Raw genomic sequence first — 12,891 nt, 5'->3', positions numbered from 1 at the left:
CATGCCCGCAAAGGGAAAGCACCGTCGTCCGCGCTTCAGCCGCTTCACCCGCATCGGCGCTGCCGCCGGTACGACCGGTGCCGCTATAGCCCTGCCGCTGGTGAGCGCGACCGGCGCCCACGCGGCGGCCCCCAGCACCTGGGACAAGGTCGCCGCGTGCGAGAGCACCGACAACTGGAGCATCAACACCGGCAACGGGTTCTACGGCGGCCTGCAGTTCACGCAGAGCACCTGGGCGGCATTCGGCGGCACTGCCTACGCCGCGCGTGCCGACCTGGCGACCAAGGGGCAGCAGATAGCCATCGCCGAGAAGGTCCTCGCCGGACAGGGCCCCCAGGCGTGGCCGGTCTGCGGTCCGAAGGCCGGCCTGACCCAGGCCGCCGACACCTCCGCCGCGCCGGCGGCCGCCACGAAGAGCGCGCCGGTCAAGAGGGCCCCGGCGGCCAAGACCCAGTCCGCCCCCGCCGCTTCGCAGGCCAGGACCACCGGCGGCGGGACGTACAAGGTCGCCGACGGTGACAGCCTCTCCAAGATCGCCGGCTCCCACGGCGTCAGCGGCGGCTGGCACCAGCTCTACAGCGACAACAAGACCGTCATCGGTTCCGACCCGAACCTGATCCACCCCGACCAGGTCCTGTCGCTCGGCGGCAAGACGGCCGCGAAGCCCGCCGCCAAGCCGGCCTCGGCGCCCGCGCAGACCAAGGCCGCCCGGATCAAGGCCGCGTCCTCCGCGGCCCCGGTGTCCTCGGTCAGCACCATCTCCGGCTACACCACCCCGGTGAACTACGTCGTCCTCGGCACCGCCTACCACACCGCCGGGGCCATGTGGTCCAGCGGCTACCACACCGGGCAGGACTTCATCGTCGCCACCGGCACCAGGGTGCAGTCCATCGCCGCCGGCACCGTGGTCACCGCGGGCTGGGGCGGCGCGTACGGCAACCAGGTCGTCATCAGGCACGCCGACGGCAGGTACTCGCAGTACGCCCACCTGTCCGTGCTGTCCGTCTCGGCCGGCCAGAGCGTCTCCGAAGGCCAGCAGATAGGCCTTTCCGGCGCCACCGGCAATGTCACCGGCCCGCACCTGCACTTCGAGATCCGGACCACCCCCTACTACGGCTCCGACATCAGCCCGCTCGCCTACCTGCGCGAGCACGGTGTGATCATCTGAACGACCCTCAGAACCTTCTGAGGAAAGGCATGTGCCTGCCCCCGCCAACCGAAGGCGGGGGCAGGCACATGTCTTTGGACCGTGACCGAAACGGACCGCAGATTTCTATTTTCCTTCCCTCTCCATCGGACGATCAGTAGCCTCGGACAGGCACGCCGTTTTGTGCGCGGCGAGCCCCGATCGGCAGACGAGCTGGAGACACTGATGGAGCGTCCGGCCTCCTGGGCATCCCGGGGCATCGACCTGCCGGTGCCGAACACGTCCCGCATCCACGACCACTGTCCGGACGGGCCGGGCGGCAACGCCGGCAACCGCTCCGGCCCGGCTGTCCTCGGCGGCTTCGCCGCAGTGGGGCGCGAGGCGTGAACTCCGGGCCGGACGACAGAATCCGTCGCTTCGCGACGGTCTGGAGCCGTGCGATCCACCCGGTCACCGCCACCTCGATGACCTGCCCCGAATTCGAGGAATACCTGCTCCCGCTGGCCCGCCTGCTGAGCGAGGCCCTCACCGCGGACCCCTTTGACCCCCGGCCGGCCGCCGAGGTCGGCGCCGCCCTCGTAGCGGCCCACTGCACCGACCCCGAGGCGCTGCCACGCGTCCTGGAGGTTGTCGACGACTGCCTGGTGCCGTACTGCACGCCCGAGGGCCGGCCACCGGTACCGGACAGCCGTACCCGCTGCGCCCGGCTCCAGCACTGGATCGCCGCCGGCTTCACCCGCGCCCTGCGGACCCGCGTCCTCGCCGAGCAGGAGGACATCTCCCGTGCCGCCCTCGCCGCCCGGACCGAGGCCCAAGCGGCGCTGCACGAGAGCGAAGCCCGCTTCCGGGCGGTGTTCGAAGGGGCGCCCGTCGGCATCGGCATCGCCGACATGAACGGCCGGGTCCTGGACGTGAATGCCGCGCTGACCCGGATGTTCGGCGGCGTGGAGGACCAGCCGCGCCCCCGTCACACCAACGAATGGGTGCACCCCGACGACACCCCCCACGTGCGGGAGCTCCAGGCCGAACTGGCCCGCGGCGAACGCGACCACTACAGCGTCGAGAAGTCCTACCCGCGCCCCGACGGCACCGTCCTGTGGACCAATCTCACCGTCTCCCTGCTGCGGGACTCCGCCGGCACCTCGCAGTACATGCTGGGAGTCGTGGAGGACGTCACCGAAGGCCGGCTGCTCCATGAACGGCTGCGCCACGAGGCCACCCACGACGCCCTCACCGGACTCCCCAACCGCTCCCTCTTCTTCGAGCGCCTCGAACATGCTTTGGCCCCCGGCACCAGTACAACCCGCGTCGGCCTGTGCTATCTCGACCTCGACGGCTTCACGGCGGTCAACGACAGCCTCGGCCACTCCGTCGGTGACCGCCTGCTCGTCACCGTCGCAGAGCGGCTGCGGGCCTGCGTCACCTCGGAGGACGAGATGGTGGCCCGGATCGGCGGCGACGAGTTCGTCGCCCTGATTACCGACCCCGCCGGGCGGGCGGACGTCACCGGCCTCGCCGACCGGATCCTCGCCGCTCTCTCCTCCCCGGTCCGGCTCGACGGCCGTGAACTCTCCGTACGGTGCAGCATCGGGATCGTCGAGGGCCCCGTCGGCTCCCTCTGCCCGGCCGAGGTGCTCCGCAGCGCCGACATCACCATGTACCGGGCCAAGGAGGCCGGCGGCAACCGCTTCGCGCTCGCCGACCCCGACTCCGACGCCCGCGCCATCACCAGGCACGGTCTGACCAATCGTCTGCCCACCGCGCTGGAGCGCGGCGAGTTCTTCGTGGAGTACCAGCCGCTGGTCCGGCTCAGCGACGGCAGCGTACGCGGCGCCGAAGCGTTGGTCCGCTGGCTCCACCCGGTGCACGGCGTCCTCGGCCCGGACCATTTCATCCCGCTCGCCGAGAGCACCGGGCTGATCGTCCCGCTCGGCCGCTGGGTGCTCGTGCAGGCGGCCAGGCAGGCCCGCGCGTGGCAACTGCCGCGCGACGACGGCCCTCCGGTGCGGGTCAACGTCAATCTCTCGCCCTGCCAGCTCGAACAGCCCGGCCTGGTAACCGACTTCGTCGCAGTGCTGGAGGAAGCCGGGATCGAACCCACCGCCATCTGCTTGGAACTGACCGAGACCGCCCTTGTCGGTGCCGGTGAGGAGGCGCTCCGCCCGCTGCGGCAGTTCGCCGACCTCGGCGTCGACATAGCCCTCGACGACTTCGGCACCGGCTACTGCAACCTCGCGGCACTGCGCCGGCTGCCCGTCACCACCCTCAAGCTCGACCGCTCCTTCACCCACGGCATGCAGCACCGGCCGGTCGACCCCGTCGACCTCAAGATCGTGGAAGGCATTGTCTCGCTCGCCCACACCCTCGGCATGTCCGTCACCGTCGAAGGCGTCGAGACCGGCACCCAGGCCGAACATCTGCGCGGCCTGGGCTGTGACACCGCCCAGGGCTGGTACTACGCCCGGCCGGGGCCGCCCGAACGACTTCACGCGCTGTCGCTGGTCGACGCCACGTAAGCCTGCGGCGCCGCCCTGACCTGCGGCCTCGCCGGGACATGATCCTCGGGTGACGCGGGATCCGACCGGGGCATTCAGCCGTGCTCCGCTTCGCCGCAGGATCGGGCCGTCGCGGCGAGCAGCGCCGTGTCGTCCTCCACCCTGCCGGGGGCGTCCAGCAGCTCCAGTGCCCGGTCGATGATCCGTTGCGGGTCGTCGGGCGTGGCGACGGCCAGTTTGCGGCAGGTCCGCCGCAGCGCGGCGAGCCCGGTGCTGATCGGCAGGGTCCGGCTCTCCACCAGACCGTCGGTGAACAGCAGCAGCCCCGCGCCGGGCGGCAGATCCGTCTCGTGGTTCACGGCCGCCCCCAACCCCACGCCCAGCGGCGGCCCGGGGGAGAGCTTCAGGAAGCAGGTGCGGGCGCCTGCCACCAGGAGCGGCGGGAGGTGGCCGCTGGAGGCGTACTGCAGCCGGTGGGTCGCCGCGTCGTACCGGGCGTACAGGCAGGTGGCGAAGGGCTCCACATCGAGCGAGCGCAGGTACGTGTCCAGCCTGGCGAGCACCCGCGCCGGGTCCGGGGTGTCGAGCGCGAAGCCGTGCAGGGCCGGCCTGAGCCGGCCCATCACCGTGGCGGCGTCGACATCGTGGCCCATGACATCGCCGATCGCGAGCCCGACACAGCCGCCGGGCAGCGCGATGACGTCGTACCAGTCACCGCCGATCTCGGTGCCGTGCGAGCTGGCCCGGTAGTACGTGGCGATCCGGAGACCGGGTGCCTGCGGGAGCTGCTGGGGCAGCAGAGCGCGTTGCAGGGTCAGCGCGAGACGGCGCTCGTTCTGATAGCGGACGGCGTTGTCGTAGGCGAGCGCGAGCCGGGCCGCCAGGTCCTCCAGGTATCTGCGCTCGGACCGCGAGTGGCCGCCCTCGTGCCGGGCGACTGTGAGGGTGCCCAGCGCCTGGTCCTGGGAGACCAGCGGCAGGGACAGGACGGTCTCCTCGGGCTTCCGCGTTCCGGCGGTGTACGAAGGCCCTTGGTCGTCCAGGCGGATCTCCATCCAGTCGGCCAGCGCCGGTATCAGCAGGTCTCCGGCGGTCTCCAGTACCTCGCCCGGATCCAGCGTGGCGGCCAGCCGCAGTCCCGCCTCGGTGAGCGAGGCCAGCATGCCCAGGTGCTGCCGGGACTCCTCCAGTACCCGCTCGCGCATCCGGGTCAGTTCGAGGTTGGCGTGCACCCGCGCCCGCAACTGCCGCGCCGAGAACGGCTTGGCGAGGTAGTTGTCCGCGCCGGCCCGCAGGCCCTGTACGGCCGCCTCCTCGCCGGCCTGGGCGGTGAGCATGATCACCGGGAGTCCGGCGGTGCGGTGATCGGCTCGTAGCGCCTTGACGAGACCGAAGCCGTCCAGACCGGGCATCGTCGCATCGGTCAGCACCAGGTCGACCGAATCCGTCACGTCCAGCAGAGCGTTGACCAGCTTCAGCAGCCGCAGGGCGTTGCGCTCGGCCAGCTCCAGCCGCGCCCGGCGCTCCGGGCGGTCCTCCTCCGCCAGAGCCTCCTGGACCGGGCCCAGGAAGAGGGTGAGCGGGGTGCGGAACTCATGGCTGACGTTGGAGAAGAACGCGGTCTTCGCCCGATCCAGCTCCTCGGCCCGTCTGCGCTGCTCCTCCTGAGCGAGCGCGGCCGACAGCGCCGCCGCGATGCCCGAGACGAGCACATCGAAGAAGTCCCGGTAGGCGCCGCTGGCCGGGAGGTGCGGGTTGACGCCCGCGACCAGGACCCCGGCCGGCCGCCCCGCGCACGGCAGCGGCAGCGCGAGCACTCGCTGTTCCCCGGAAGCCTCCTCGCTGAACCCCGCCGCGGGCAGCTCGACCGGTACGCCCTTCCGCAGCACTCTGGCCAGGTGGCCCGCGACCTGGTCGCCGTAGCTGTCCGGCCGGACGATCTCCGGCGCCACTCCCGGGGACCCGGCCGTGCCCGCCAACCGAAGCTCACCCTGTTCGGAGGCCAGATAGACGCAGCCGAACGGGACATCCTCCGCATGCGCGGCCAGCACCTCCGCCACCGCCCGCGCGACGTCCTGCGGCGTCGGCAGCCCCGCAGTCCGGGAACCGATCTCGGTGAGCAGCCGCAGCCGCCGCTCGCCCAGCACCCGGTCGGTCGTTTCGGTCACAATGCACAGCACACCGCCGACGGTGCCGTCGTCCATCAGCACCGGCTGGAAGGAGGTGTCGAAATACGCCTGCTCCAGGAAGCCGTACCGCTCGAGCCTGAACTCCCAGTCGTTGGTCAGCAGAGCCCGCCGTTGGGCGACCAGCCGCCGGAACAGCTGGCCGGTGGTGTCGTCCCAGGCCTCGGGGAAGATGTCGCGTGCGCGGGCGCCGACTCCCCGTGGGTGCTTGGAGCCGATGACGGCCGCGTACCCCTCGTTGTAGAGCAGCACGAATTCCGGTCCCCAGAACAGCGCCATCGGCTGCTCCGCCGAGAGCATGATCCGCACGGTTTCGACCAGGCGCTGCGGCCACTTCCCGGGAGGGCCGAGCGGCCCCGCCGCCCAGTCGACGCCGGACATGAGTGCGCCCACCGGGCCGCCCTCGGCGAATGCCCGGGCCGCCGCGGAGCGCTGATCTTCGTTCGGCCCGTTCATGCAGGGCCTTCTCTCTGTGGGGCCTGTGCGGTCTTATCTAATATGTACCTTATGTGCGATGGATTCCTGAGCCGGGCATCTGGGAAACGGGCGCGTGCTGGTCGTCAGCGAACTGGTTACCAACGCCATCCGCCACGCCCAGGCCCCCATCCGGCTGCGGCTGATCTTCGACCGTACCCTCATCTGTGAGGTCTCCGACGCCAGCAACACCGCCCCGCACCCGCGCCGCGCCCGCGCCTTCGACGAGGGTGGGCGTGGCCTCCTCCTGGTGGCCCGGCTCACCCAGGGCTGGGGCACCTGCCAGACCCAGACCGGCAAGACGATCTGGGCCGAGCAGGAGGTCCCGGCCGGCTAGTCCCGGCTGCAACGGAACATCCGCGCAAAGCTGGACGGTGGGCACCGACGGCACCATCCGGGTCCTCGGCAAGTGCCTCGACGTCTTGGCCATGCGCCGTGCGGGCGGCACGCACGCTCGCAGCGGACACCGCTCCTCGACGGGCGAACATTCCCGGTCGCGGCACTAACCCCCGCTTCCCCCGGGGGCTGGCGTGCGGAGATCAGCCGCCGCGCACGTCCTAGCCTCGCGTGCCGAGCAGCTTGTGCAGCCCCTTGTCCCCGGTGGCGGGCGCGGGGCCCGAAGCGGCCGCCGCGGCCTTGGCGGGGACGGCCGCCGCCGCCGCAGCTACCGGGTCGGGCAGCTTCTGGCAGATCGCGTCGGCCGTGCCGCCGTGGCCGCGCGGCACCTTGCCGGTGGCCAGGTACGCCGACAGATAACCGTCCAGGCACTTGCTGCCGCTGAGTGTGATGCCGTGGTTGCCGCCGCCCTCCTCGACGACCAGGCTGGATTTCTTCAGCAGGCTGTGCATGATGACGCCGCCGGAGTACGGAGTGGCCGCGTCCTCGGTGGCCTGGAAGAGCAGCGTGGCCGGCAGTTGGCTGTTGGACACGTCGACCGGCCTGCGCGAACCGGTCGGCCAGAACGCGCAGGGAGCGTTGTACCAGGTGTTGTTCCAGGCCAGGAAGGGTGCCTTTTCGTAGACCTCCTGGGTATCCCGGTGCCAGGTCTGCCAGCTCCGGGGCCACTGGGCGTCGCGGCACTGCACCGCGGTGTAGACGCTGTAGCCGTTGTCCCCGGCCGCGTCGACCGTGACATTGTTCCCGTACAGCGTGACGAGCGGCTTTTCGTTGCCCTTGTTGACGTAGGCGGCGAGCGCGGTGGCGAGATCGGGCCAGTAGCCGTTGTAGTACCCGCCCGGGACGAAGGTGTCCTCGAACTCTCCGGGCCCGACCTTCCCGCCGGCCGGCCTGGTGCGCAGCGCATCGTGGACCGCGTACCAGGCGGCCTCGACCTTTCCCGGGTCGCTGCCCAGGTGGTAGACGGAGTCCGCCTTGGCGATCCAGGCCGTGAAGGCCTTGAAGCGGGCGTCGAAGGCGTAGTCCTGATTGAGGTTGTTGTCGTACCAGACGCCGGTTGGGTCGACGATGCTGTCGAGCACCAGCCGCCTGACGCGCTGTGGGAAGAGCTTGGCGTAGACCGCCCCGAGATAGGTCCCGTAGGAGTACCCGAAGTAGCTGATTCGCATGGCACGCAGCGCGGCCCGGACAGCGTCGATGTCCTTGACGGCGTCAACGGTGTCGATGTGTTCCAGCAGTTTGCCGTACTTCCCGCTGCCGCACGCCTTGGCGAAGGACGCGGCCCGCTCGATGTTCGCGTTCTCCTCGGCGCCGCTGTGCGGTACGGGATCGGGGCGTACGGACTTGAAGTGCCCGGGCTCGCAGTTCAGCGCGGGCTCGCTCTTGCCGACACCGCGCGGGTCGAAGCCGATGATGTCGTACCGCGCGGAGACCGCGGCCGGCAGTGCCTCGGCGACCAACCCGGGAAGGGCGAGCCCGCTGCCGCCCGGCCCGCCGGGGTTGACCAGCAGCGGGCCGAGGGACTCCTTGGCCGTGTGCGGTACCTGGGACAGCGCGAGCGTGATCTTCCGGCCGTCCGGGTGCGCGTAGTCCAGCGGCACTTCGACCGAGGCGCACCACAGCTTGGGGAACGCCGCGCTGTGGCATGACTTCCACACGGGCGCGGCGGGAGGCCGCCTGGGCGGCCCGGGCACCTGAGCGGTGGCCGCTGACGGGGCGTAGGCGGTCAGTCCGGCCAGCGCCGCCAGGGCGGTTGCTGCCGATACTGCTCGTTTCACAGGTGCCACGAGGCCTCCCAAAAGGGTTGGAATGCGGTCGCTACCGACTGCGCCGATACTGTCGCAATCCGGTGTAATGGGGGAGGCATTCGCCCATTTTCGATGTGTCGGTCCAGGGGTGCGGATGAGGGCGGAGCATAGTGCAGATGCCCGCATGTGCCGCTGGAAAATGCCACAACTCGTCTGGTTCGTCTGGCCGTTGGACTACCTTCCGTTGTTATCGGTTCTACCGAAAGTGGCGGTGGGGATGCCAGGGGGTGGCGCGTGCCAGGAATAGACGAATGCCTGTCCGAGGCCATGGAGATACCCGGTGTGCTCGGGGCGAGCCTGGTCGACTGGAGCAGCGGGCTCGTCCTGGGCGCGATGGGGAAGGGGCCGGACGACGACCATGAGGCGGCCGCGGCGGAGACCACCGAGGTCGCCCGGGCCGCAGTGGAGAGCGGCACCTTCACCGCCGACAACGGGGGGAGGGCCCCCGTCGAGGACATCATCATCACCGCCCGCGGCCGCTACCACCTGATGCGGTTCCTGGATACGGCATTCGACAGCAGCGTCTTCCTGTATCTGTGGCTCGACCGCGCCGAGGGCAATCTGGCGGTGGCCCAGTTCCGGCTGCGGGCCCTGGCCGACAAGCTGGTGCTGGTGTGACAGGTCATATTCAGAGCCAGAGCCAGGCCTTCGGCGCCGCCCTGGCCCGGCTCGCCGCAGAGCGGGCGACCGGCGCGCTGCACGGACACTGCGCAGCCGTCTACCTCAGCGAAGGCGTGGTGGTCCACGCCGAGAGCCCCTGGGCACCCGACATGGGAGCCAGGCTCACCGCCTGCGGACGGCTGTCCGTGGCGGACTGGAGCAAGGCGGTCGCCGTGGCGGGACCGGACCGCCGGGTGGGCAGCCATCTCGTCGAAGACGGCCGGCTGACCCGCGGAGAACTGGAACTCTGCCACTTGGGTGCCCTGTTCGACGCCGCCTACTTCGCCCTGCTGCCGGACCCCGGGCCGGACCGGCTGCGGTTCCTGCCGGACGTCACCCACTGGCTCGGGCCGGTCAGACCGGTACCGGCCGAGGTACTGCGCCGCGAGGCCTGCCGCAGGCGCGCGCTGCTCGACCGGGTCTGGCCCTGGCCGGCGGTGGACGTGTCGCCGGTGGTGCCACGGCCCGGCGGCTCGGCGTACAGCGGCCCCGGCACCGGTCCGACGCCCAGCCAGCGCACCGTACTTGAGTCGGCCGACGGAACCCGTACCCCGGGGGAGATCGCCTGGCGGCTGGGGCGGTCCGCCTTCAACACGGTGCTGGATGTACGCCGGCTGGCCGCGGCGGGACTCATCGACACACCCCGGCAGCCGGCCGGCGGGGGGCACCGCCCGCTCCCGGCCCGTCCCGGGGGCGAGGATCCGGACCCCGACCCCGACGTCTCCCTGCTCATCCGGATCCGCGCCGCATTGGAGGCCCGCCTGTGACCGCACTGCCCGAACGTGCGGCGCTCCCCGACCGACCCTGGAGGCGCGCGCTTCGGCAGCTCGCCGGAAGGAGAGAGCTGATGACCATGGAGCCCGGGGTACTCGCGGAACTCCGGAGTCTGCGGGCCCGAGTGCCGCACCTCACGGGCGGCCTCGTCGCGAGCACCGACGGGCTGGTGATCGCCCACGACACCAGCGGCACCGAGCCGGAGGGCATGGCGGCCCTGGCCGCTGCGGCGCTGGGCGTGGGCGCGCGGCTCACCGACGCCACCGGACAGGGCGCGTTCCGCGAGCTGCTCGCCCGCGGCGAGCACGGCTATGTGGCTACGTACGCCGCCGGCGGCACCGCGATCCTCACCGTCGTGGCGGGACCCGACACCAACGTGGGCCGCCTGCACCTGGAGGCCCGCCGATCCAGCGGGCGCATCGGGGATCTGGTCGCCGGCGCGCCCGACCTTCAGGAGCGGAAATGACTTCACAACCCACCGGCGCCGGCCGCGGACGACCCGCGGCCGGCGCGAGGCAACCGGCAAAACCACCACGGAAAGGAAACATGACTCTCATGGTCACTACCGAAACCGCGTTGAAGGACGCGATGACCTCGATCGAAGGCGTCATCGGCGTCGCCCTCGTCGACTACAGCAGCGGCATGGCGCTGGGCACCCTCGGCGGAGGCAAGGATCTCGACCTCACCGTCGCGGCCGCGGGCAACACCGACGTCGTCCGGGCCAAGATGCGCACCATGGAAATGCTCAACCTCAAGGAGGGCATCGAGGACATCCTCATCACCCTGGGCACCCAATACCACCTGATCAGGCCCGTCACCGGACGCGCCGGGAAGGGCCTCTTCCTGTACCTCTGCCTGGACCGTGCCCGGGCCAACCTCGCCATGGCGCGCCATCAGCTCAAACGCGTCGAAGGCGACCTCGACGTCTGACCCGGCCGCCGGGCGCGCACGTATGGGCGTGCGTGCCCGGCGGGTGGTCAGCCGCTGTGGGCCGAGTGGTCGACTCCGGCCACGAAGGACCCGCCCAGCTCCTGCTGCACCGGCAGCAGCGCCGCCGGCTTCGCCTGGACCACCCAGCGGGTGCCCACCAGATAGGAACCGCCGTACTCCTCCGCGCCCTTCAGCCACGCCTTCTTGCCGGCCTCCGTGGTGAACGTGACCACCACGTAAGGGCCCTTCTTCGTGGCGCAGTTGCCCTGCCGCAGTTCCTGGCTGTCGGTCTGCACCGACGCCTTGCAGCCGATCGCCGACGCGATCCGCTCCAGGCCCACCGCCTTGGCCTTCGGCTGCGCGGCGGAGGAGGAGGGAGAAGCGGACGACGAGCCGGACGCCGCGTGCTTGGAGGCCGCGGACGACCCGCATCCCGCACCGAGCACCATTACGGCCGCCACCGCCAGCCACCGCACAACTGAAGAACGGGCTGCGGACACCGAATCACCTTCCCTGCCCCTGACCTACGGACGCGTTCGCCCGCTGACCGTATCCTCAAGGGCAGTCCGTCCGCCGGTCCCTAACATTCCCCGCACGCGGAGGGCGCACGTGTGCCAGAATGCGCCCCCTACCGGGGCCGGGAGGCTGCGAGCCGGCTCAGGCCGCGCGCTGGTACGGAACGGCCCGCACCGGCTGCGAGCCGGGGCCGCCCACGTGTGAGAACGGCTGGGTGCGCCAGTCCAGTCCGGCCGGCAGCGTCAGCAGCGCCGCCCCGTCCTGCGGGATGTCCTCCAGCGGCCCGTCGGCCGGAGCGGCGTCCTGCGCCAGGCGCCCCGAGCCGGGGCAGACCGTCAGACCGAAGGGGTTCCACAGGGTGGGGCACACCGCGTGCTCCGGGAGGACGTCATCGTCCACGAGCAGTGCGATCGGCCGCGAGCAGTCGGGGCAGCGCACCCGGCAGATCTCCTCGGCCTCCTCCTCGAACGCCTCCTCGATGTCCTCGACCAGAGCAAGCTGATACGTCCTCGCGCGTTCGTCCCCCTCCTCCAATGAGCTCTGGGTACGTTCGCCGCGACTGTGCCGTGCATGGGTGCGCATAGGCTGCTTCTCCCCCTGGGACGGATGCCCTCCACGGGCCTGCCGGGCGCCTCGGCCACGGCCATAGCGAGCACTTCCCGTTGCCGGCCGCGGGTAATCGCGGCTGCCGCCGCGACCGGAGGCGCGCCATGTGGCCTTCGTCACACCAGGTGCCGGTAGGGGTTCACGCGCCCCTGCCGGAGATGCTCTGCGCCTCTCGTGCGCCCTCCCGAAGTGCCGGAACCCCTTCGTTGGCAGGTGGGTTGAACCGCTGCTGATCGGCAGCGCCGCCATGACCCGAGAGGCCGGCATTCGGCAGTTCCTGGACATACGTACCGGGCTCCCGGCGCGGACCGGGAAGGCAGTGCCCCGGAGGCAACGGGGCTGCCCGGCTCTCTGCCCTCCGGCCCGTGCCGGCTGCCGCTGCCCAGTGGGCAAGACGCCAAAGATCCCGGTTGTCCCAAGGGACGCAGGTCGGGGTAGGTTCTGCGCTGTGGAGGAGCTGGACCGGCAAATCGTGGAACTTCTCGTCGCCGATGGGCGCATGAGCTACACAGACCTGGGCAAAGCCACCGGCCTGTCAACCTCGGCGGCGCACCAGCGCGTGCGCCGGCTCGAACAGCGCGGGGTCATCCGCGGCTACGCGGCGATCGTCGAGCCCGAGGCGGTCGGGCTGTCGCTGACGGCGTTCATCTCCGTCAAACCCTTCGACCCCAGCGCCCCGGACGACATCGCCGAACGGCTCGCCGAGGTCCCCGAGATCGAGGCCTGCCACAGTGTCGCGGGCGAGGAGAACTACATCCTCAAGGTCCGCGTCGCCACCCCGGGCGAGCTGGAGCACCTCCTGGCCCGGATCCGCACCCTCGCCGGGGTCTCCACCCGCACCACGGTCGTACTCTCCACCCCGTACGAAGGCCGCCCGCCGCGCGTGTGAATCCCGCGGC

12 protein-coding genes and 1 pseudogene are annotated in these 12,891 nt (G+C 71.1%); 9 read left to right on the top strand and 4 right to left on the bottom strand.

The window, feature by feature from the left end; translation table 11 throughout:
• Position 1: 1 nt before the first annotated feature.
• The 3 genes from FCI23_RS23430 to FCI23_RS23425 all read left to right on the top strand — a co-directional run bounded on the left by FCI23_RS23430 (position 2) and on the right by FCI23_RS23425 (position 3,663).
• Positions 2–1,168, top strand: coding sequence for a transglycosylase family protein (locus FCI23_RS23430; RefSeq protein WP_136725905.1), 1,167 nt, complete (start codon positions 2–4; stop codon positions 1,166–1,168).
• Between the two features lie 204 nt (positions 1,169–1,372).
• Complete coding sequence (locus FCI23_RS56590; RefSeq protein WP_169316907.1) at positions 1,373–1,534, top strand: hypothetical protein; 162 nt, start codon at positions 1,373–1,375, stop codon at positions 1,532–1,534.
• The gene (locus tag FCI23_RS23425; RefSeq protein WP_246143925.1) at positions 1,531–3,663 is read left to right on the top strand and encodes a putative bifunctional diguanylate cyclase/phosphodiesterase; all 2,133 of its coding nucleotides are present in this window, start codon (positions 1,531–1,533) and stop codon (positions 3,661–3,663) included. Before FCI23_RS56590 ends, FCI23_RS23425 begins: the two co-directional genes overlap by 4 nt.
• A gap of 74 nt (positions 3,664–3,737) precedes the next feature.
• On the opposite strand, the gene FCI23_RS23420 is transcribed toward FCI23_RS23425, so the two are convergent.
• A complete protein-coding gene (locus FCI23_RS23420; protein ID WP_136725904.1) occupies positions 3,738–6,284 on the bottom strand; it encodes a SpoIIE family protein phosphatase in 2,547 nt (848 codons plus the stop codon).
• Between the two features lie 97 nt (positions 6,285–6,381).
• On the opposite strand from FCI23_RS23420, the pseudogene FCI23_RS23415 reads away from it, so the two are divergent.
• Positions 6,382–6,639, top strand: a pseudogene (locus tag FCI23_RS23415) (ATP-binding protein); the annotation flags it as partial.
• A gap of 220 nt (positions 6,640–6,859) precedes the next feature.
• On the opposite strand, the gene FCI23_RS23405 reads toward FCI23_RS23415, so the two are convergent.
• Positions 6,860–8,476, bottom strand: a complete 1,617-nt coding sequence (locus FCI23_RS23405) for an alpha/beta hydrolase (RefSeq protein ID WP_246143924.1) — start codon at positions 8,474–8,476, stop codon at positions 6,860–6,862.
• Positions 8,477–8,740: 264 nt separating this feature from the next.
• On the opposite strand from FCI23_RS23405, the gene FCI23_RS23400 reads away from it, so the two are divergent.
• The 4 genes from FCI23_RS23400 (at position 8,741) to FCI23_RS23385 (ending at position 10,870) form a co-directional block, all read left to right on the top strand.
• The gene (locus tag FCI23_RS23400; protein ID WP_136725901.1) at positions 8,741–9,124 is read left to right on the top strand and encodes a hypothetical protein; all 384 of its coding nucleotides are present in this window, start codon (positions 8,741–8,743) and stop codon (positions 9,122–9,124) included.
• Complete coding sequence (locus FCI23_RS23395) at positions 9,121–9,933, top strand: transcriptional regulator (protein WP_246143923.1); 813 nt, start codon at positions 9,121–9,123, stop codon at positions 9,931–9,933. The genes FCI23_RS23400 and FCI23_RS23395 overlap by 4 nt, the downstream gene beginning before the upstream one ends.
• Positions 9,934–10,013: 80 nt before the next feature.
• A complete protein-coding gene (locus tag FCI23_RS23390) occupies positions 10,014–10,406 on the top strand; it encodes a roadblock/LC7 domain-containing protein (RefSeq protein WP_136725900.1) in 393 nt (130 codons plus the stop codon).
• 89 nt (positions 10,407–10,495) lie between these two features.
• Complete coding sequence (locus tag FCI23_RS23385) at positions 10,496–10,870, top strand: hypothetical protein (RefSeq protein ID WP_136725899.1); 375 nt, start codon at positions 10,496–10,498, stop codon at positions 10,868–10,870.
• 47 nt (positions 10,871–10,917) lie between these two features.
• On the opposite strand, the gene FCI23_RS56585 is transcribed toward FCI23_RS23385, so the two are convergent.
• Together FCI23_RS56585 and FCI23_RS23370 are read right to left on the bottom strand one after the other, a co-directional pair.
• Positions 10,918–11,370 (bottom strand): hypothetical protein, encoded by a 453-nt coding sequence (locus FCI23_RS56585; RefSeq protein ID WP_169316906.1) that lies wholly within the window; start codon positions 11,368–11,370, stop codon positions 10,918–10,920.
• 157 nt (positions 11,371–11,527) lie between these two features.
• Positions 11,528–11,968 carry a hypothetical protein gene (locus FCI23_RS23370; protein ID WP_136725896.1) on the bottom strand — a complete coding sequence of 147 codons (441 nt, stop codon included), beginning with the start codon at positions 11,966–11,968 and terminating at the stop codon, positions 11,528–11,530.
• A 472-nt stretch (positions 11,969–12,440) separates the two neighbouring features.
• On the opposite strand from FCI23_RS23370, the gene FCI23_RS23365 reads away from it, so the two are divergent.
• Entirely contained in the window at positions 12,441–12,881 is a 441-nt protein-coding gene (locus FCI23_RS23365; protein WP_136725895.1) for an Lrp/AsnC family transcriptional regulator, read from the top strand.
• The last annotated feature ends 10 nt before the right edge of the window (positions 12,882–12,891 follow it).

This window comes from Actinacidiphila oryziradicis, from assembly GCF_005047355.1.
Lineage (GTDB): Bacteria > Actinomycetota > Actinomycetes > Streptomycetales > Streptomycetaceae > Actinacidiphila > Actinacidiphila oryziradicis.
The sequence above is the reverse complement of the archived record's forward strand: the minus strand, read 5'-3'. Positions and strand labels throughout refer to the sequence as shown.